The sequence below is a fragment of the Psychrobacter sp. Choline-02u-9 genome (assembly GCF_002836505.1).
GTDB lineage: Bacteria > Pseudomonadota > Gammaproteobacteria > Pseudomonadales > Moraxellaceae > Psychrobacter.
Window position 1 is genome coordinate 1 of record NZ_PJBF01000056.1, and the last position, 21,287, is coordinate 21,287.

Annotated in this window: 18 protein-coding genes; 13 read left to right on the forward strand and 5 right to left on the reverse strand. The window is 44.6% G+C overall.

Going from position 1 to position 21,287, the window contains the following annotated elements; translation table 11 throughout:
• Positions 1 to 28: 28 nt before the first annotated feature.
• Both CXF69_RS09265 and CXF69_RS09270 read left to right on the forward strand, forming a co-directional pair.
• Positions 29 to 1,243, forward strand: a complete 1,215-nt coding sequence (locus tag CXF69_RS09265; RefSeq protein ID WP_101205756.1) for an RtcB family protein — start codon at positions 29 to 31, stop codon at positions 1,241 to 1,243.
• A gap of 150 nt (positions 1,244 to 1,393) precedes the next feature.
• Positions 1,394 to 1,630 carry a hypothetical protein gene (locus CXF69_RS09270; protein ID WP_101205757.1) on the forward strand — a complete coding sequence of 79 codons (237 nt, stop codon included), beginning with the start codon at positions 1,394 to 1,396 and terminating at the stop codon, positions 1,628 to 1,630.
• Between the two features lie 101 nt (positions 1,631 to 1,731).
• Here CXF69_RS09270 and miaB read toward each other — a convergent pair whose 3' ends face one another.
• Complete coding sequence (gene miaB, locus CXF69_RS09275) at positions 1,732 to 3,225, reverse strand: tRNA (N6-isopentenyl adenosine(37)-C2)-methylthiotransferase MiaB (RefSeq protein ID WP_101205758.1); 1,494 nt, start codon at positions 3,223 to 3,225, stop codon at positions 1,732 to 1,734.
• Positions 3,226 to 3,656: 431 nt separating this feature from the next.
• Between miaB and CXF69_RS09280 the strand changes: the two genes are divergently transcribed.
• The 4 genes from CXF69_RS09280 (at position 3,657) to CXF69_RS09295 (ending at position 8,717) form a co-directional block, all read left to right on the forward strand.
• Positions 3,657 to 5,705, forward strand: a complete 2,049-nt coding sequence (locus tag CXF69_RS09280) for a lytic transglycosylase domain-containing protein (RefSeq protein ID WP_404944625.1) — start codon at positions 3,657 to 3,659, stop codon at positions 5,703 to 5,705.
• A gap of 488 nt (positions 5,706 to 6,193) precedes the next feature.
• Entirely contained in the window at positions 6,194 to 6,874 is a 681-nt protein-coding gene (locus tag CXF69_RS09285) for a T2 family ribonuclease (RefSeq protein WP_227522950.1), read from the forward strand.
• 376 nt (positions 6,875 to 7,250) lie between these two features.
• Positions 7,251 to 8,234 carry a malate dehydrogenase gene (locus CXF69_RS09290; protein ID WP_101205831.1) on the forward strand — a complete coding sequence of 328 codons (984 nt, stop codon included), beginning with the start codon at positions 7,251 to 7,253 and terminating at the stop codon, positions 8,232 to 8,234.
• Between the two features lie 243 nt (positions 8,235 to 8,477).
• Positions 8,478 to 8,717 carry a DUF2789 family protein gene (locus CXF69_RS09295; RefSeq protein ID WP_101205760.1) on the forward strand — a complete coding sequence of 80 codons (240 nt, stop codon included), beginning with the start codon at positions 8,478 to 8,480 and terminating at the stop codon, positions 8,715 to 8,717.
• Between the two features lie 102 nt (positions 8,718 to 8,819).
• Here the strand turns inward: CXF69_RS09295 and ribF are convergent, their stop codons facing one another.
• Entirely contained in the window at positions 8,820 to 9,902 is a 1,083-nt protein-coding gene (gene ribF, locus CXF69_RS09300; RefSeq protein ID WP_102078586.1) for a riboflavin biosynthesis protein RibF, read from the reverse strand.
• A gap of 215 nt (positions 9,903 to 10,117) precedes the next feature.
• Here ribF and CXF69_RS09305 point away from each other — a divergent pair, with 215 nt between their 5' ends.
• On the forward strand, positions 10,118 to 10,738 hold the full coding sequence (locus CXF69_RS09305) for a GNAT family N-acetyltransferase (RefSeq protein ID WP_101205762.1): 621 nt from the start codon (positions 10,118 to 10,120) through the stop codon (positions 10,736 to 10,738).
• 11 nt (positions 10,739 to 10,749) lie between these two features.
• Here the strand turns inward: CXF69_RS09305 and CXF69_RS09310 are convergent, their stop codons facing one another.
• The 3 genes from CXF69_RS09310 to ampD all read right to left on the reverse strand — a co-directional run bounded on the left by CXF69_RS09310 (position 10,750) and on the right by ampD (position 13,795).
• A complete protein-coding gene (locus CXF69_RS09310) occupies positions 10,750 to 11,373 on the reverse strand; it encodes a nuclear transport factor 2 family protein (RefSeq protein WP_101205763.1) in 624 nt (207 codons plus the stop codon).
• A gap of 129 nt (positions 11,374 to 11,502) precedes the next feature.
• On the reverse strand, positions 11,503 to 13,053 hold the full coding sequence (gene murJ, locus CXF69_RS09315) for a murein biosynthesis integral membrane protein MurJ (RefSeq protein WP_101205764.1): 1,551 nt from the start codon (positions 13,051 to 13,053) through the stop codon (positions 11,503 to 11,505).
• A gap of 112 nt (positions 13,054 to 13,165) precedes the next feature.
• A complete protein-coding gene (gene ampD / locus CXF69_RS09320; RefSeq protein ID WP_101205765.1) occupies positions 13,166 to 13,795 on the reverse strand; it encodes a 1,6-anhydro-N-acetylmuramyl-L-alanine amidase AmpD in 630 nt (209 codons plus the stop codon).
• Positions 13,796 to 13,945: 150 nt separating this feature from the next.
• Between ampD and CXF69_RS09325 the strand changes: the two genes are divergently transcribed.
• The 6 genes from CXF69_RS09325 to murG all read left to right on the forward strand — a co-directional run bounded on the left by CXF69_RS09325 (position 13,946) and on the right by murG (position 21,273).
• A complete protein-coding gene (locus CXF69_RS09325; RefSeq protein WP_101205766.1) occupies positions 13,946 to 16,108 on the forward strand; it encodes an Lnb N-terminal periplasmic domain-containing protein in 2,163 nt (720 codons plus the stop codon).
• 9 nt (positions 16,109 to 16,117) lie between these two features.
• Positions 16,118 to 16,957: an SDR family oxidoreductase gene (locus CXF69_RS09330; protein WP_101205767.1), complete on the forward strand. Its 840-nt coding sequence runs from the start codon at positions 16,118 to 16,120 to the stop codon at positions 16,955 to 16,957.
• A gap of 80 nt (positions 16,958 to 17,037) precedes the next feature.
• A complete protein-coding gene (locus tag CXF69_RS09335) occupies positions 17,038 to 18,075 on the forward strand; it encodes a hypothetical protein (RefSeq protein ID WP_101205768.1) in 1,038 nt (345 codons plus the stop codon).
• 62 nt (positions 18,076 to 18,137) lie between these two features.
• Positions 18,138 to 18,854 carry an orotate phosphoribosyltransferase gene (gene pyrE, locus CXF69_RS09340; protein WP_101205769.1) on the forward strand — a complete coding sequence of 239 codons (717 nt, stop codon included), beginning with the start codon at positions 18,138 to 18,140 and terminating at the stop codon, positions 18,852 to 18,854.
• Positions 18,855 to 18,919: 65 nt separating this feature from the next.
• Complete coding sequence (gene gshB, locus CXF69_RS09345; protein WP_101205770.1) at positions 18,920 to 19,891, forward strand: glutathione synthase; 972 nt, start codon at positions 18,920 to 18,922, stop codon at positions 19,889 to 19,891.
• Between the two features lie 296 nt (positions 19,892 to 20,187).
• Positions 20,188 to 21,273 (forward strand): undecaprenyldiphospho-muramoylpentapeptide beta-N-acetylglucosaminyltransferase, encoded by a 1,086-nt coding sequence (gene murG, locus CXF69_RS09350; RefSeq protein WP_101205771.1) that lies wholly within the window; start codon positions 20,188 to 20,190, stop codon positions 21,271 to 21,273.
• Positions 21,274 to 21,287: the final 14 nt, after the last annotated feature.

The window sequence follows — 21,287 nt, forward strand, 5'->3', positions numbered from 1 at the left end:
TAAAATAATAAAATGGAAGAAATAAATAATGAGCATTCAATTAGTATTAAATAAAAATAGTAAACATGGCGTACCTGTCAAGATTTACACCTCTGATATCGAGCAAGGCGCGATGCAGCAATTACGTAACTTGGCTCAGCTAGAGTTTGTACACTCGCATATTGCGGTCATGCCTGATGTGCATGTTGGCAAAGGTGCAACCGTTGGTAGTGTGATTCCGACCAAGTCTGCCATTATTCCTGCGGCGGTCGGTGTGGATATCGGCTGCGGTATGAACGCGGTACGCTTGTCACTTACGGCAAGCGATTTGCCCGATAGTTTAAAATCACTACGTTTGGTGGTCGAGCAACAAGTACCAGTTGGCTTCAATATGCATAAGCAAATCCAAGCCAAAAATTCAACGCTTGATCCACTAGGTAAACGCCTAAAACCGATTACTGATAAACACCCAGGTTTACTTAAAATGCTTAAAGGTTTTGAGCGTACGTGGGCAAAGCAGTTGGGAACACTCGGCGGTGGCAATCATTTTATTGAGCTGTGCTTGGATGAGAACAATGATGTCTGGGTCATGCTGCATTCTGGCAGTCGCGGCATCGGTAATTGTATCGGACAGTACTTTATTAACCTTGCCAAAAAAGAATGTCAATCGCGCTTTGGTCATGTACCAGATCGAGATTTGTCTTATTTCGCTGAAGGGTCTGATAGTTTTGCTGATTATGTCGAAGCAGTGGGCTGGGCGCAGGACTACGCGTTAGAGAACCGCCGTGAGATGATGCGTCTTGTCATTAAGTCTTTACAGTCGCCACAAGCGGGATTACCACGGTTTCAGCTGACCAAAGAAGCCATCAATTGTCATCATAATTATGTCAATGAAGAGGTGCATTTCGGTGAGCAAGTCTATGTGACGCGTAAAGGCGCGATCAGTGCTTATGAAGGTGAGCTTGGTATTATTCCAGGCTCTATGGGCGCAAAGTCTTTTATCGTACGTGGTCTGGGCGAGGCGGAATCGTTTTGCTCATGTTCACATGGCGCAGGACGACAGATGAGCCGTGGTAAAGCCATGCGAGCGTTCACCATTGATGAGCTAAAAGCGCAGACGGATGGTGTCGAATGTCGCAAAGATAAAGGCGTCATCGATGAGATACCCGGCGCTTATAAAGACATCGATGAAGTGATGGCCAATCAAACGGATTTGGTTGAGGTGGTGCATACGCTTAAGCAGGTCATGTGTATTAAAGGCTAACGAATAAAAACATAGCGAGTCATGACGGTGTCAATCGAGCTAAATGTACTAAGTGTACTATTTGCGCTCGAGTTCCTAGTCGTGACCTCACTATGCTGTCATTCGAATATATAAAACAGATTTAGAGTTATTAAAAATATAGGCAAAAATATGAGCTTAAAACAAACCTTAAAAAAGGCCAAACAGATTGAACGACAGTTAGATCAACAGGCTGAGACAGGTGTACAGCAATCGCTAAGCACTATCAAGCCACGTAATTATTTGGCACTTGATCCACTATTAAGAAAAGGTGGTATTCACGAAAAGGAAGATATCGACATCGTCCGAAAAAAACGTCGCCGCGAGACCAAGCAACAGTTACGGAAGACAGATTGGTTATCAGAATAGTGATAGTTAATATTCACGCACAAAAAAGCCGTTCGCTATTATAGTGAACGGCTTCTTTATTCTTGCTCAAACTTATAACTTAACCATTGTTACCTTAACTACTAGGCCAATACTTCGATTAGCTCACCTTTCACCATGTGCGGACTGACGAAATCAGTAATACGTACGCTCACAAGTTTACCCAATAGCTCATCCATTTTCTCAACATCGTGAGGGAACATAACGGTACGAGTGTTATCTGCCGTACCGATTAAGCAGTCAGGATGACGGTTGGCAACTTGTTCAACCAAAACGCGAGTAGTGGTACCGACCATCTCATGCGTTTTGGCAAGTGTCGAGTCAATGATGACTTTTTGGAATTCAGCCAAGCGAGCTTTTTTGGTGGTGAAGCTCACATCATCTGGCAACTCAGCGGCTGGCGTGCCTGGGCGCTTAGAGTAGATAAAGCTGTAAGAGTGATCGAAGTTCAACTCTTTCGCCAAGTTTAAGGTATCTTGGAAGTCTTGATCAGTTTCACCAGGGAAGCCAATGATAAAGTCGCTCGACAAGTGAATATCTGGACGAATGGCTTTTAGCTTATTAATCTGATTGATATAAACGTCAATCGTATGGTTACGTTTCATCGCTGCCAAAATTGCATTTGAGCCACTCTGAACCGGTAGATGCAAGTGCGATACTAGCTCTGGCAATTGTGCATACGCGTCAATGATATCATCAGTGAACTCTAGCGGATGGCTAGTCGTATAGCGAATACGCTCGACACCGTCGACATGCGAGACATAATGTAACAGCTCAGCGAAACGGCAAATGCTGCCATCGTCTTTTTCGCCGCGATAGCCATTGACGTTTTGGCCCAATAGGTTGATTTCACGGATACCTTGGGCAGCGAGGCTGTCAATCTCAGCCAATACGTCATCAAGTGGGCGTGACAATTCTTCACCGCGGGTATAAGGCACCACGCAGAATGAGCAATACTTTGAGCAACCTTCCATAATAGAGACAAAGGCTTTGTAGCCTTCTACTCTTGGCTCTGGCAAAAAGTCAAACTTCTCAATGCTAGGGAATGACACATCAATCGTACCAATACGATTTTTAGGTGCGATTTCACGTTGCTCATTTGATTGGTCATATAGTTCTGGCAGGCGATGCAAGGTTTGCGGGCCAAATACCATATCGACATAAGGCGCACGCTTTTGAATATTATCGCCTTCTTGTGAAGCGACGCAGCCACCAACGCCAATGACAAGGTCAGGGCGTTTTTCTTTTAGTTTGCGCCAGCGGCCCAATTCCGAAAAGACTTTTTCTTGCGCTTTTTCGCGGATAGAGCAGGTATTCATCAGTAGTACATCGGCCTCATCGATATCATGAGTGACTTCCATACCATGCGAATCGCCGAGCACGTCTAGCATTTTGCCAGAGTCATAGACATTCATCTGACAACCTTGGGTCGTGACAAAGACCTTTTTTGTCGCTGCTTTTTCGACAGGCGCTTGGGCTGAACTTGCTCCTTTGAGTGCAGTGACAGCACGTGCGGTGACAGTCGTCTCAGCAACAGCATCGTCATCGATGCGGGGATTGAATACAGTAACACTCATAAGGATAAGTCCATGATTGACCAAAAATATAGCGGAGTAGCCGATTAACAGGTGGCGTATTTTATCACAACCCTGTGCCAATGTGAAAAATTAGCACGAGCGATAGGTCCTCAATATGATAAATAATTCATAGCAGTATCAATTATTTACTGTCGTTCGTATTACTATTCATAAAAACTGCGGCTCATTATCACTTCTATGTTACACCGTGCTGTCCTATTTATTAACAAAAGGTAAAGGAGATAGTTGAAAGCACAATGAGTATAGTATGATGATTGCTATACCCTTGGCGGTACTTAGCGAACCGTTATTCACATATTTGTAGAGATATCATAAAGAGAGTCAGTATGACAAAGTTGCGTGTTGCGCATAGCATCAAGGATGAAGAGTCTATCAGTCAAAAACACGCGTCAAAGCGAATCACAGTAGGTATGCTACGGTTGAGCGCGTTGAGCGTGGCAACAGCGGTCAGTGCACTTGGTGTGTCACAAGTCGCTTGTGCCGAGTTGACCTGGGGCGATGAGGAAAGCTATCAACAAGAAAGTAACTATCAACAAGATTATCAGCAAGACAGTAGTATTGACTCATTTATGGCAGCCGCTATCGCCGCAGATCGCGGTGATGTAAGTGCGCTCTATAACTATGAGCAAGTCATGAGTGGTGGTCTATTTGCCATGTATCCGACCTATTGGCGTATGAATCTAGATCTCAATTCACAAAGTTCAGCAGCTGTCTCGCAGTTTGTGCGTCAGTATCCAGATACGGTTATGGCTGAGAAATTGGTGGCTGATTTTGCGGAGACCAAAGCAGGATCGAATGATTATGCCTCGGTTAGACAGGTAGCCAATTTGATTACCAATGCCGATGCCAGTGAGCGCTGTGCGGTTGCGCTTGGGTTTAATAATGGCGGTGATACCATGCGTGCTATGGCAGCCAAATCTGATGTTTGGCTAACCACTAAAAAGCAAACAGCATTGTGCGATCAGCTAGCGATGGAGATGAACAACAACGCGCTGATTAGTAATCAAGATCGTGCAGCTCGTCTGAAACGTATGTTACGTAAAGGCAAGACAGGCGATATTATGGCATTGTCATCACGCCTTGGTACGCCAATTGCTTATTCGGCGCTCAGTGAAATTCAGCTAAACCCATCTTCTTTCTTTAGCCGTTTTGGTCGTGAGCCTGCTAGCCAAACCAATCAATACCTATATATGTACGCAATCGGCCGTATGGCTGATAAGTCTTATCGTGAGGCAGCGTTACAGTTAGACTTTGATATCAAACAAGACAATCAGCGCGCGGTCAGATTGTTGAATGATGAAACACGACGCTATGCTTATCGTACGCTTGGCGTTCAGCGTATGAATCATAACACTGACGATGGCTTTAACGCTGAAGCAGTGGATTGGTTCCGCAACAGTTTAGACAATGACTTTAATTTTGAAGAAGCTGAAGACTACGCGATGGCAGCGATTCGCTTTGGTCGTTGGGATGATGTGGTAGAAGCTATCTCAAAAATGGACGGCGAAACGCAAAAAGAAGCCCAGTGGCAGTATTGGCTAGCTCGTGCGTATGAGCAGTCAAGCGATAGTAGCAAGCGCAATACGTCCAAAAAAATGTATCAAAACTTAGCAAAAAGTAATGACTACTATGGCCTGATGGCAAAAGACAAAATAGGGCAGCGTTTCGATGCTAGCCGTTTAGGCGGTAGTAATTTGCCTAATGTCAGTACCGCTGACCGCACGCGCGTCATGCAAGATGCCAACTTTGCCCGTGCGTTTGCGTTATACAACTCTGAGGCCAGTCGTGCTTATGCCAACCGTGAGTGGAACTGGGCAGTGAAGCAAGCTCGTGACAATCGTGATGACAATTTAATTATTGCCGCTGCTCGTCAAGCCTATGATATGGGCTGGCTCGATCGCGCGATTTATGCGGTTGATAATACTGATAGAGTGGATAGCTTAGCACTTTCGCATCCGATGCCGCATCAAAGCGCAGTCGTACGTTATAGTGAGTCAGCGGGTATTGATCCAGCATGGGCATACGGTATTATGCGTCAAGAAAGCCGTTTCGTATCCTCTGCGCGCTCAAACGTAGGCGCGAGTGGATTAATGCAAGTTATGCCTGATACTGCAAAATATATCGCTCGTAACCTAGGTGAGACGTATAGTGCGAGCCGTGCTAACAGCGGTGATACCAATATTCGCTATGGTACGTGGTATATGGGTGATATTTTGGGCAAGCTTAATTATCAGCCAGTATTGGCAACCGCGGGCTATAATGCTGGTCCCAATAACGCCAAACGCTGGCAGCCAGTTTATGGCTCACTTGCCGCAGATCAGTATGTAGAGTCGATTGCATTCCCTGAGACACGTAACTATGTCAAACACGTGATGGAAAACGCCACTATTTATAGCAGTCTGTTGGGTCGTGGTCAGCCGATTACTCAGCGTATGGGTACGGTGCCAGCTGGATTTTAATCACTGAACTTGCATTTGATAAACCACTAATGATTTATTGTTAGTGGTTTATTTTTATCTGCTAATTTGCTTTGTCAATTGATCAACTCTGATGTGCTCAGGCAGCACTCATCTGGCTAAGACAAATTTTACAGTCTTTATCCTTCAGTGCTTTATCAACATTTATCGAGATTCCTGACGATGTCGTCAACGTTTACGTTTTTGCTATAGATTAAAAAAAACGTTTTGTTACCATTGCCTTAATGGGAAACCCTATTTTTCAGTCTTGTTCTTAGGTCAATACGTGTTTTATGTATCGCGTCTAATGATTTAAGTTATAGCCTATGTCTTATCATTGCTAACTAACTGCCTTCAGTCCTATGATCAAAAAATATTTTAGTCTGTCTACGTCGCCAAAAACCAAATATTCATTATCTAATCGGATATGCTTTTTATCGAAGGCAAATACAAAGACAGATACAAACCTGAGCAACAAGGCTGCTAACTCTATGATGCGATTGCGTGCAGGTTTGGCTAGCAAACACCGTGTAGGTAGTACTAAAGCAACGATGAGCTTCGGCGCTTTAATACTTATACAAGGCGTTATACTGCTACCAGCACAGGCGGCTAGCACGGTTAAGACTGGTCAGCGCGTATTGATGATTGAGATGACCCCAGCATTATGTAATATGCAGCCAACGCGGGCACGTATGCGTCAGTGTTTAGAAGGGTATTCATTGACCGTATCTGGTCTGGATATGGGATATGGCGAGCGCTGCGGTCGTGGTAGTGAGCCACGTCTCACCCCGCTACAACTAAAAGTCGTTAACCGAATCATGCCTGACACAACGGTACGTAGCCAAACGTGGCAACGTTACGGAGCCTGTAGTCCGCTTAGCGCTAGCAGTTACTTCCGCCAAATTACCAATTATGCAGGCGGATTGAAATTACCGAACGAGTTAAATACGGGTAATAGTTATACCGTTTCCAAATCACGATTTATCAGTCAAATGACCCGTCTCAATAGTGGTATGTCATCAAACAGTGTGGATCTCATCTGTCAAGAAGGCAGCCGTCGCCAATCGATACTTACTGATATACACGTGTGTTATGAAGGTAGTGATTTTGGCACTTGTCATGACGTTATAGACAGCTGTGGCAGTAAATTTATCATTTCAGGTGGACGATAGCCTTTACTTAGTTACCTGCTCAAACTTCTTTTTTGATACCATTTTTCATTTCACTTAGCCCAACTTAATAGTGCAAATTGCCTATTTTGACCATTGTATCTACGTATAATACAGTGAAAATATGCTTTAGTTATCATGTACTGAAACCCTCTAGCGCTTTATTCGTAAGCGCTTAGCCTCTATAGAGCTCCTCTCGTATAAAATGTAACAATATAATCCCTGACGGGTCTATGACTGTATCTAGACGGTCACTGCGATGAAGTGCTACACTAGCTCTCGGTTTATACATGCTGCTATGCGGCAAACAAGTCGATATCTAAAATGATAATCGTTCATTAGAATTATCTAATAATTAATTAGGGAGTATTCAATGTCAATGAAACAGCCTTTACGTGTTGCCGTCACTGGTGCCGCTGGTAATATCAGCTACGCGATGCTATTTCGTATTGCATCTGGCGAGATGCTAGGTAAAGATCAGCCAGTTATTTTGCAATTACTTGAAATTACGCCAGCTCTTGACGCCCTAAAGGGTGTGGTCATGGAACTAGAAGACTGTGCATTCCCATTGTTGGCTGGTATCGTCCAAACTGACGATGCTAATGTCGCATTCAAAGATATCGATTATGCTTTACTGGTTGGTGCACGTCCTCGTGGCCCAGGTATGGAGCGTAAAGATTTGCTAGAAGCCAACGCTGCGATTTTCTCAGCACAAGGTAAAGCATTGAACGAAGTCGCTAGCCGTGATGTAAAAGTATTGGTAGTCGGTAACCCTGCCAACACCAACGCACTTATCGCTCAGCGCAATGCGCCAGATCTTGATCCACGCAACTTCACTGCAATGACTCGTTTAGACCACAACCGTGCTATGGCGCAGTTGGCTGGTAAGACTGACAGCACTGTAAATGACGTGAAAAAAATGATCATCTGGGGCAACCATTCGTCAACTCAGTATCCAGATCTAACTGCTTGTACGGTAAACGGCAAGCCTGCTCTAGATTTAGTTGATCGTGAATGGTACGAAGCGACTTATATCCCAGAAGTACAACAGCGCGGTGCTGCGATTATTAAAGCTCGCGGTGCATCATCTGCGGCTTCTGCTGCCAACGCTGCTATCGCACACATGCGTACGTGGGCGCTAGGTACTGATGAAAATGATTGGGTATCTATGGGCGTTTACTCAAACGGCGAATACGGTATTGCTGAAGGTTTGATCTATTCATTCCCATGCACATGCACTAACGGTGACTGGTCTATCGTAGACGGCGTTGACGTATCATCAGATTTCTCGAAAGAGAAAATGGCTGCCACTGAGCAAGAGCTTAGTGAAGAGCGTGATGCGGTAGCACACTTACTACCATAAGTTTGCTTTGAGTATGATCAGTTCTTAGTCAAAAAAAGCCTTCTGAAATATGAGGGCTTTTTTGTGTCTGTCTGAACCAGTTTCATGATTTTTTATCGTGAATTGGCTAAATGGATAAAAATTTGCCATTAACACAATTGATAACGTTAGATAAACGTTGATTAACAGCTTTTTAAATAAAGCTTGCTACAATAATTAAGTCAATTTGAATAATAACTAATTCACAATATTTAAGGAAAAATTATGTTGGGTGAACCAGAATATAATATGAATGAGCTATTTGCTCAATTGGGTCTTGATAACACTGACGAAGCGATTGATAACTTTGTCGAAAATAACCCATTATCAAGCGAAGAAAAGTTAACTGAAGCAAGCGTTTGGACGGACAACCAGCGCATGTTTTTGCAAGAAGAATGGCAAAAAGACGCAGCATGGGTTGAAGTCATCGATGACTTGAACGTGCGTATGCATCCCGATGCCTAAAAACCTGTAATGTAACCAATGAAATATAATTAATAAAAAGCCCCATGATATTGATATTATCGTGGGGCTTTTCTATGCGGATGATGTGAGGTTAGCTAAACCTTAAGCTTGTTTTTTACGCCACTCAAGTAAATCAGCGACATCTTGATGAATACCAGCCTTTAACGCATCTAAGCCTTCATAACGGCGCTCACCATGCAAAAAGTGTAAGAAGCGTACTTGCAAATTCAATCCATATAAATCAGCTTGCAGTTCTGGGAAATGGACTTCTAAGCGCCAATCACTGCCTTTATTCACCGAAGGTCTGATACCGACACTGGCGGTTCCAAACAAACTATGTGCTCGCAGCCCTGCAATACCTATCTTGTCGTCAGTTGCATGCTTGCTCAAACCATTCGCTATGACATTTCCATCGTCGTCTAGGCTGACCACATCGACTGCAAAGATACCGTGCAAAGCCGGTTTTATTCGCTGCAAATCGATATTGGCGGTAGGGAAGTTCATAGTACGACCTATCTGATCGCCACGGACGACGGTTCCTGTGATGGCATAGTCACGACCAAGTAACCTGTTTGCCGCTTGAATGTCGCCTGCCAATAATAAATCACGAACGCGAGTAGAGCTGATACGTGCAGCGTCGTTATCGATAATATCGATACTGCCGCTATCAATGCGATCGTTATTAGTATGACCATCAGTGACCGTATGCAGGTTAGTCACATCCAAACCATAATCACGCAAAAACTGACTGTCGCCAGTACGGTCATGGCCGAAGCGAAAGTCATCGCCCAGCACCAACGCTTTTACGTTCAAACGCTTGGCTAATATATCGGCAAATGCTTGTGCTGATAGCGAGCGAAATTCTGTATCAAAACCTGCTACGATCAATGTTTCAACACCATATTCTGCCAGCAGTGCTTGCTTCTCTGCCAGATTGGTCAGGCGTGCAGGCGCTTTAGCAGGTGCAAAAAACTCGCGTGGCTGCGGCTCAAATATCATGACCGCCGCACCCAAATTTTGGGTATGTGCAATCTCACGAACTTGGGCTAGCATGGCTTGGTGACCAAGGTGCACACCGTCGAAATTGCCGATAGTGAGCACGCAAGATGCCAACTCTACTGGGACAGTGTCCGTAGATGAAGAATGTGGCGACGAAATCAGTTGCTCAAGAAAATAGGTTTTCATAAGTTTTCAGCTATGATGAGACCAAATAAAAAACGAAAAAACACATCTATGCTTAAAATTGATGTGTCTAAAACCAGCCATTATAAAGTAAAATAGCCACACTAACATCCTATAGTCTACGTGTAATGCAAGTATGGCACGTAGGGTAGCTATTCTTTATTGCCAATGATGCTAATAGTAATCCTAACAACAATCTCGACAACGATGGAGATCTTATGTCTGCTGCTGCCTTGAATACCATACCAACCGACCTATCGACATATCAGCTTACCGATCAGTTCGTTGTGCAGCGTGCAAGTAAAGAAGATTTAGCAGAAGTCTTAGCCATTTATAATCAAAGCATACCGGGCAAACAAGCAACAGCCAATCTTGCATTGGTTACGCTAGAGGAGCGTGCCGCTTGGTTTGAAGAGCATTTGGATAGCGCAACCAGACCGATATATGTAGTCAAAGCACTATCATCAGATGATGTAGATCAAACAAAGGCACCGATAGTCGCATGGGGCAGCTTTAGCGATTTGTACGCACGTACGGCCTATCACATCAGTACCGAGATTAGCATCTATCTAAATCAAGATTATCAAGGCAAAGGGTTAGGCAGTTTGCTGACCCGTTGGATGTTGACGCAAGCACCAAGCCTAGGTATTCGAAATATCATCGCCCTTGTCTTTGCTCATAACCATCCAAGCTTAGGATTGTTCCGTAAGCTTAGCTTTGAACAATGGGGTTATATGCCCGAAGTTTGCGATATGGAAGGGTTTATCGCTGATGTTGTGATGCTTGGCAAAGCAGTCACGTCAGACGATATTTTAGATAAAGCACCTGAAACAATTTAACTTAAAACGCTCTAACCTAAAATCTTCCATTGACCTTCTATCTTCTGTAGCTGGTAGGTCAGTGGTGCAGGTTCGCTCTGTCTTTTTAGCATCAGCTCGCCAGTAATGGTGGCACGAGTTTTGTCATCATTGTATTTGGTATCAGTAATCGTAACGCCATCCACCGTTTGCTGAAACGCAGACTGAGTATTGGCAAGCTCTTCTTCGAAGTTTGCCATATCGACTTGGTAATATGACGCCGCATCTTTCACGTCACCGTAATATAAGCTGTTTAGGGCTTGCTTGACAGTATCTTCTGGCGTACCGGCTTGAGTCGGATTAGTCACTAGGCTTTTCTGTTTGGTCGCATCGGTGACTGGATTAATGTTATCACTATCAATTGCTGTCTTATTTTCAGCGCTATCTGTAATTTCGCCTGTTTCGCTAGCACTTTCAGCAATCTCTGCTTGGTCAGTCGTATCATTGTCCAATGAAACGTCTTCCGAGGTATCAACAGTCGCTGCCACATCTTCATTATCGGTAGCAGTTTCAGCCGACTCATTATTGCTACAGCCGCTAATAAGTAATCCAGTGCTTAGTACACCAGTTGCTAGCAAAATTGGTAAGCGCTGAAAGATTGGCTGTTTCGTTGTCATATCAAACCTCAAATGTCATTTATTCATTAATGATCTATTATGACAATTATCAGCAGCGAGCATTGTCATTTCTCATAACAGGCTTGTTTTGGTTTCGTAAGCCTGCCATGAGTTTGCTTATACTTTATCCTAGCCGTGCTTTAGCTGACGCGGACGGAACCCAGTTGCTAGCAATACAACACCGTAAACCAGCGCTCCGATGGCACACATAATGATCAGTGCGACGATACGTTGCCACTGAGCCTCATCGGTAGGAAAGTAAGGCAGCATAAAATAAAGCACGCCAATCATAGAGCCAGTCGAGATAGCAAATTGCGTAAATAGCTTTTTCCAATGTGGACCGAAACGGAAAATATCACGCTTATGTAAGAAGTAATATAGCAAGCCTGCGTTTACAAAAGCAGCGCCAGTCGTAGCCAATGCCAGACCACCATGTAGTGGTATCTCTAAAAAGTAAAATATCCCGATAAAAATAACACTAAAAATCATATTAGCGATGACAGAAATGATGCCGATTTTTACAGGGGTTCTGGTGTCTTGACGCGCAAAAAATGCAGGGGCAAAAATCTTAATGAGCATAAATCCTAAGATACCACCTGCCATACTACGTAAGGCCAGTGAACTCATTTGGGCATCACGTAAGGTAAACTCACCGCGTAAAAATAGTGCTTGCATCAATACATCTGCCAGTACAAATAAGGCAGCCGAGGCAGGCACACCGACCAAGATGATAAGACGTGCTGCCCAGTCGATGGTCTTTTTGAAACTGACATCGTCCTTTTGAGCTTCGCTTTTTGATAGGCTTGGTAATATGACGGTACCAATTGCCACACCAATCAGACCTAATGGTAGCTCGCTCATACGTTCAGCTGCATAGAGCCAAGAGACGGAACCGCCAATCATTAACGAGGCAAAGATGGTGTTTAATAGTAAATTAATCTGAGTAACAGAAACACCAAAGATAGCAGGTAACATCAACTTTAAAATCCGACGAACACCTTCGTGCTGAAAATCAATCTTTGGTGCGACAAGCAGCTTTTGTTGCCAGAGCTGCGGCAGTTGAATCAAAAACTGTAGCAAACCTGCGATAGCAACGGCATAGCCAAGCGCCATGATGGGTGTATCAAACATTGGCGCAAAAATCAGAGCACCACCAATCATACACAGGTTCAATAACACGGGCGCAAAGGCGGGTGCGGCAAAACGACCGTAGCTTTGTAGAATACCACTCGCAAAGGCTGTCATAGAGATGAATAGCAAATACGGAAAGGTAAGACGCAGTAATTCAGCAGTGATGGCAAACTTGTTGGGTTGATCGGCAAATCCAGGGGCAAACAATGTCACCACCCAAGGTGCGATTAAGATGACCACCACCGTAAGCATCGATAACACTAGCAATAATGCACCCGAGGTTCGACTGACCAAAATCTGCACTTGTTGCAAGCTGTACTTTTCTTTGTATTCGGACAGTACCGGCACGAAAGCTTGGCTAAACGCACCTTCTGCAAACAGTCGTCGTAAGAAGTTTGGGATTTTGAAGGCGACTAAAAAGGCATCCATCAAACCACCTGCACCAAAAACCCCTAGCAATACAACATCACGTACCAAACCTAAAATACGCGATAACATGGTCATACTGCTGACCACCATGGTTGAACGAAATAACCGACTTTTTGCCATGAGAACCTATCTTGCTAAGTTGTATATTGAGTTATGTGCCGATGTGATATGGATGAAAAACTGACGAATTATATCACTTTCACCATTGAGATAAATGGATTGAGTGTGGAAATCACTTATGTGACGGTGCATCGTTTTTCATTGCATCAGTAACTAACTGGCGCAACCTTGCCCATTCAAAATAATCACCAGGGTCAGTCTTACGCCCAGGCGCGATATCGCTATGGCCTGTCAAGTGGCGGCGTGTTTTGGGGTAGGCCTTATAAATGGCGGCAATTACTTTGGCTAGCTGCTCATATTGAGCAGAGGTGAAGGACACAAAATCCGACCCTTCGAGCTCGATGCCAATGCTATAATCATTACATTCAGGTCGACCCAAGTAGCTAGACCGCCCAGCATGCCACGCCCGTTCGTTGAAATTGACGAACTGAGTGATAGCGCCATCACGTTCGATAAATAAATGCGCTGATACTTCTGCACCTTTAATTGTTTGAAAGTAAGGATGAGCATCCCAGTCTAATTGATTGGTAAATAATGCTTTCACGTAATGCGTACCATTAGTGTCGCAGGCACCAAATTCATTCGGTGGTAGACTAATATTGTGTACGACAATAGCGTCAATACTTAAACCTTTTGGCCTTACATTGTAATTGGGTGAGGCCAGCCAAATGGCTGCCGATAGTAGACCATCTTTGATAGTCATTGACGACGTAGATGATGAGTTTGGCAATGATGCAGGCATAATGCTCTCTTTTTATACTAGTATTGATAATGGTGTGATAAAAATCTATCTAAATAGTTAAATGATAGTGGGCGACGTGTATGATTTTCTGACCCAGCAACTTTAATAACGCTGATAGCGTATGAATAATAACGTGCGAGATTTTACCTCATGTCTATAAAACTGACGTCCATACCTATCGATTGTACGCTAATGCCCATTGGCCTGCGAGCACGTCTACCATTGGCTGTAGCAGGGTTGCTGCTCTCGGCTCAAACACAGGCATTTCTACCAACGCCCCTGTCCGTCCTTGAATCAGATGCATTGTCACCTGACGCATCTAGCATAGCACCTACTAGCACAGCACCTACTTATTCTAATTCAGATGCATTATCCGAGCCGGATAATATTAATAGTGCTGAACCTAATATTCAAAATAGTACTTTATCTGAATCAAGCTTAAAGACAGAGCAGCTACTATCAACATGGCGGCAGCAAGTAAAAGCAGACAAGTTGGCACAGCATACAACATGGCGACGCTTGTTGTATTTTTACGATGATAAAAACAGTGTATTGGGTAAAAAGAAAACAGAGAGTTTGGTTGATGATTCGAGCTTTTTTTTAAGTAAAAATGGTCAACGAGATTCAGGTGCAGAGTTGGATGCGATGCTCGCAGCACTTGCACAAGAGTTGGCGTCATCATCAGCAACTGATAACGACCAAGCCAAAACTGATACCAATAATAATTCTGTCTTATGTCGTTTTCCAGCACGAGTGGCATGGTTGACAGAGGTGCTAGCGATCGATGCTGCAAGTCTCTCGTCTGAGTGTCCTGAGCTAGATGAGTGGATGTCGACATTGGCGCCTGAGCAGCTGTCTATCATGTTTGCGCAGGAGTACTTGGACAATCCGCTCTCTGCATTTGCTCATACATTACTACGCATTGACTCAAAAGCGAGTATCGCCAATCCAAACCAAATTGATAAGGCTTATGCGCTGAACTATACGGTAGACGGTGATCCAAACGACAGTTTTCCAGTCTATGCTACCAAGTCAATGATTGGTAGCTACAACAGCGCTATCGAAATTGACCCATATCCAGAGATGCTAGCGAAATACCTGCAAGATGATGAACGTGATACGTGGACATATCAGTTGAGCTTGACACCAGCGGAAGTGCAGCAGATTATGCGTCACGTTTGGGAAACCAAAGCGTTAAAGATGCCGTATTATTTCACTACGGATAATTGTGCTTCTGAGATTCTGCGTCTCATTGATGTTGTCCGCCCGCAGCAAAATCTATTGAGCCAGCTGTCTTATGCTGTCGTGCCTTCTGATGTGATTCAGCTATTAAATAATGAGCAGTTGCTGGCAAGTACCACTTATACGCCTGCTGATAATACTTTGCGTCAAGCTCAGCTCAATGAGAAAAAACAACAGCGCGCGCAGTTGGGCTATCATAATAGCGCCAAACAAACCGTGAATGAAATTAAGTCTGCGCAGCTCAACCCTGTATCGAGCATGTCAGATGATGGGCAAACACTACTCAAGCGTCAAATCGACGTATCGGATAATAATCCGATAGACAGGCATCCGCTACAGTTGGGCACGATAGGTATAGGGCAGCGTGGTGACAATGACTATATGGATATTGGGTTTCGAGCGGGATTTCATGATACGCTTGACCACGCTTCAGGGTATCCACAGTTTTTTAATTTAGAAGGGCTGGCTGCGACATTACGATTGTATGACACAGATGATAATAAGCCCAACCAGCCAGACAGTGTGGTCTTGCAAAACGTCACTTTGATTCGTGGCCGCTCTTTTAACCCTGTTAATGCTGCCAAAAAAGGCAAGATTTGGGGCGCAAGTGTCGAAGCGACGCGCGTGAATGATGGCTCGCAAGCCGAGGGTCGGGATCATTTAGTTGGGAGCGTTGGCTATGAAACTGGCTGGTCGTGGGCGTTCGGTACACCTAGTGCTGGTACTGGTGAGATGCCGCCACAGCTATGCTATGCCCTATTATCAGGGAAAGGGCAAGCCGGGCGCGGGATTAATAAAGGTTTTCGCGTAGGCGCAGGCGTGAATGCTGGCTGCCGTTATCAGATTAACAATCAGTTACGCGCGCAGGCTGAATTGCAATTGCCATATTGGTATCATGGCAGCAGTGATGACTCTAACGTTCGCGGTCATTACTGGCAGCCGATCTCAAGCTTAGGTCTGCAATACGATATCGATAAAAAACAAGCATTACGCATCAATGCCAACTACGATTGGCAAGATCGCGTCGATGCCAATGACGATGTGCAATTGTCATACAGACGCTATTTTTAAGGATATAAAATGAGTACGCAAAATTTACTGATTATCGGACAAGGTGATATTGGCCTACCAGTGACCAATAAACTCGGCCAAGATGGCTATTGTGTGACTGGGCTGGCTCGTAGTGAGCGCGAATACTATGATTTGGTAGATAGTGCAGATTTTTTGCAGGCTAATGCGTTGACTTTGACTGCTGAGCAGCTACAAGCATTTACTCATATTGCGATTATCGTCACCCCTGACGAGTATTCAACCAGCGGTTATCACGACAGTTATCTAGCGATTAGTCAGCATTTGGCAACGCTTGCGGATAAGCTAACCAGCCTTGTGCGCGTGGTTTTTATTTCCTCAACGGGTATTTACGGGCAGGATAGTGGCGAATGGATTGATGAAGATACTGTGCCTATTACCCCTGAGCGCGAAGCTTCCAAAGTGATATTGCAAGCAGAACAAGCGCTGCAACAAGGCTTCGGTGATAAAGCCATTATTATTCGCCCCAGTGGTATCTACGGTCGCGAGCGCTTAATGCGACTACGTAAGGCTCGTGAGCCAAATAAAGATCCAGTGCCAGCTGAGCATTGGAGCAACCGTATTATGGATCGCGACTTGGTCAATATCATCGCCAAAGTGTTGACGATAGAGACACCAAAACCTGTCTATCTAGCGACGGACTATAGACCTGTTACTACGTTTGAACTAGGGGTTTGGCTTAGTGAGCAGGTTGGCGAGACACCTCCTACTATTGATAATACAAAAACCTCAGTGACAGGAAAACGCTTGCACAGCAACATTCCGTTAGCTTGGCTTGATTATGCTGATTGGCAGACAGGCTACCGAGATATTTTGAATTATCAAGAGTAAGCCTTTAGAGCTGAGCCCTAAAGAGTAAAATAGTCCTTGGTATAATCGTTCTTATTTATTTTATAGTTTATGGAGATTTCATGTCCCAGCCTTCTACTTCTGATGACCGTTTGTCTCATGCTAATCTGGCAACAGAAGGCGGGCAGCTGGCAGAAGGTCACGTCCAAAAAAAGGCTGGTCAATCGTCTATGCTAGCTGATTCGCAGCAACCTGCGATCGTACATCCTAACTTTGATCCCAAACAATCTCCTCTTGACCCTGCCAGACCATTAAGTGATATTCCTGAGCCTGCTCGTCGCCTAAATGGTCAACTGCGTAGGCTCTACGGTAACTCGACTCGGTTCTATCAGCCCAATGCAGACAGTTTGTCAAAGTGGTCGCTGATTGCTTCAGAAGCGCTGGCTGAGCATTTATCATTGCTGAATGCGGCACAGCTTATCGAATTGCCGGATAGCTTTTATCAGAATCATAGTGAGCAGCCGTTAATATCGACATTATCAGATATGACATTATTAGATATGTCGGATATTCAACAGGCGATTCGCGCTTATCCAAAACTGAACCGTTATGGGTTTTTGCCTATTGATAACTCTACAGTGACTGAATCAGATAACGATTCAAACAACGATTCAAACAATGACAGCAAGGCTCAAAATTCTGCATTATTATCTATGCGCGCATTGACCAAACGCTATAATCCTGATGAGCTACTCAACAGTCTGTATGCCGATGATTGGCAAGTGATACTACAGCCGCAGCAGTTTGAAACAGGCGAGGGTAGTTTGGCCACGGATATTATGGCATGTAGCGTGGCTGTCCATGCGCTAAAGCAATGTAGTACCCGTAAGAGTATCAATCATAGTTATAGCGCCGCAGAAATTTGTCAGTATGTGCGTAGCTATTTGCTGAGTCAAATCGTTTGTGAGCCATCGCAGCGCCACGCATATCGTCAGATTCGACTATTTGCTGGCCATATTATTGTTGCCGCTTATCATTTGGGCTGGGAGATACAAGTCCGAGCAGATGGACAGAGCTATTTTAATATCTCGTCGCGTAGTGGTTTGCTGACTCGCTATGCCAATATGCAGGATTATGAGATCAATGGTTGGTCAAGCTGATCAATAATGCGTACAATAATGCAAATTTTTTGCCCCCTCTTTTTGCTGATAGGAATGTCATAATGTCTCATGTAACACGCCCTCAAGACCCTACATTTTCATCTCATCAATTTATTCAACTGGCTCTCGACAACCAAGTGCTAAAGTTTGGTGAGTTTGTCCTAAAGTCTGGTCGTATCAGTCCGTACTTTTTTAATGCAGGCTTGCTTGCGACTGGTGAGATGTTGTCACTGCTAGCACGCGGCTATGCAGATGCCTTAGCTGAACAAATAAGTGCGGCAAATAATGGCGGTAATGAGCAAGAACTGGTTATCTTTGGTGCGGCTTATAAAGGCATTCCTTTTGTCGCAGCGACGGCGCAAGCGTTATGGCTACATCATGGCATCAATGCCAAATGGGGCTATAACCGTAAAGAAGCCAAAACTCACGGCGAAGGCGGCAATTTGGTCGGTGCTGACGTAACTGGCAAGGCCGTTTGGGTGCTCGACGATGTCATCACAGCGGGTACAGCCATGCGCGAAGTGGTCGATATTTTAGAGCAAGCAGGCGCAAGCGTTGCTGGTATTCTCGTCGCACTTGATCGTAAAGAAAAAGGTCAAGCAGATCACTCTGCTATTCAAGAGCTTGCCGCGACACTAGAAGTGCCCGTACGTGCATTGGTTGATATTGATGACTTGATCAGTTATTTGGCCGATGACCATGGTGCACGAAACGGCCAGCATAAAGACGCGACCCAGTTAGCCAAAATGCAACACTACCGTGAGCAGTACGGCGTATAGTTGGGCACTGATGTTGTTTAGTAGGTGTGTTTCATATTAATAATATAACGTAAGTGAGTTTTATCATGAGCCAACAAAAACAAGAAAAGTCGCTAAAAATACTCGTTATTATGGATCCTATCGAGCGGGTCAATTATAAAAAAGACACCAGTCTTGCTATGATGTGGGCCGCTCAAGACCGTGGCCATCAGCTCGGTTATTGTCAGATTCATGACCTGTGGTTGGACCGTGGTCAGTTGATGGTTGATACGCAGCCACTGACAGTAAAGCGTGATCCTGCAGATTTCTATACATTGGGTGATAAAAGCACAGGGCCAGTCGCCGACTATGACGTGATTTTGATGCGCAAAGATCCACCGTTTGATATGCGCTTTATCTATGCCACTTATATGCTTGACCATGCCAAAGCAGCAGGCGTGCTCGTAGTCAATGACCCACAGGCGATTCGCGACTGCAATGAGAAGTTATTTGCGACGTGGTTTAGCGATTATATGAGCCCAACGATTGTGACTAGCAAACAAGCACACATTCGTAAGTTTATCGCTGAACAGCAGGACGTCATCGTCAAGCCACTAGATGGTATGGGCGGCACTGGTATCTTTCGTTTAACCGCTGATAGCCCAAACATCGGAGTGACGTTAGAGATACTGACTGAGCTTGAGACTTTGCCCATTATGGCGCAGCGTTATTTGCCAGAAATCAAAGAGGGCGATAAACGAGTATTGATCGTCGATGGAGTCGTGGTAGATTATAGTTTGGCTCGTATTCCAACCAAAGGCGAGACCCGTGGTAATCTAGCAGCTGGTGGTAGCGGTGTTGCCATGCCATTGACTGATATTGAACGTCAAGTAGCAGAAGTTGTGGCACCAATCGTCAAAGAAAAAGGCCTAATGTTCGTTGGTCTAGACTTGATCGGTGGACGTATCACTGAGATTAACGTTACTAGCCCAACATGCGTACGTGAGATTGATGACCAATGCGGTACAGATATCGCGACCGACTTTATCATGGCGATTGAGAATAAATTTACTGCGTAGCTTTAGCTATACTCAGGAAAGTTTTGAGTTCAGGAATATTTTGACTACGTAAAACCCATATTTTGAGGTATTGTTAGTCATTGGATTTTCTTATCGTTTACTAGTATTACACGACGCCAAGCTATGACCGATCATGGCTTGGATTTTTGTTATTTTTGCTGCATAAAGTACTGTATATAAGACAATGATTTCCTCTATACTATGCGGGCTTTGGCTAGGTCATTATTTTTCATAATTGTCACTGCAGCAGTGAGATAAACCCTTCATATAAATAAAGTAAAGATAGGCAGGCGTTCATGAAAACACCGCATATATTGATGATGGCAGCTGGTACGGGCGGGCATGTTTTTCCAGCGCTTGCAGTGAGCGACGAGCTGACCCAGCGCGGTGCGGTGATTCATTGGTTGGGAACGCCAAACGGTATGGAAAATGGTTTGGTTGAGCCGACAGGTTATCCCTTTCATGCTATTAATATGCAAGGGCTTCGTGGCAAAGGTGTTGGTCGATTATTGAAGCTACCAATGACTCTGCTAGCTGCGACGATGGCAGCCGTAAAAGTGATTCGCAGTAATCAGATTGACGTGGTCGTTGGGTTCGGTGGTTATGTCACTGCACCTGGCGGTATCGCTGCGCGTATGACTAATACGCCTTTGATTATCCATGAGCAAAATGCCATCGCTGGCATGAGTAACCGCTACCTATCTAAACTGTCGACCAAAACCTTACAAGCGTTTGAAAATACCTTTGCCGATAGTCAGCAAGATGCCAAGCTTGAGACAGTGGGCAATCCTGTACGTAATGCCATTACTGGTGTCGCAGAGCCAACCATACGCTACGATGTAAATGACAGTTCACCACTTAAACTGTTGGTAGTCGGCGGTTCACTTGGCGCTCAGGTATTAAATGATACAGTACCAAAAGCATTAGCATTACTAGATCAACCATTTGAAGTCCTACACCAGTGTGGACGCAACAATGAAGCAGCCACGCAAGCAGCTTATAGCGCACAAAACCTAAACAACCATCAGTTTACTGTACAGCCCTTTATCAATGATATGGCTGCAGCTTATAACTGGGCAGACATCATTGTTTGCCGCGCAGGTGCATTGACCGTGACCGAGATTCAAAACGTCGGCATCGCCGCTATTTTTGTACCACTACCGCATGCAGTGGATGATCATCAGACGGCTAATGCGCGCACGTTGACCTCTCATGATGCTGCAGTTTTATTGCCACAGTCAGAGCTAACTGCCAAAAGTCTCAGTGACGAGCTTGGCGTACTCAATCGAGAGAAGTGCTTGGCAATGGCTAAAAAAGGCCATGCATTGGCCAACCGTAGTGCGAGTAAGCAAGTTGCTGACATCATTTGGCAAGCGCTATAGTCTGTCGCTCATAC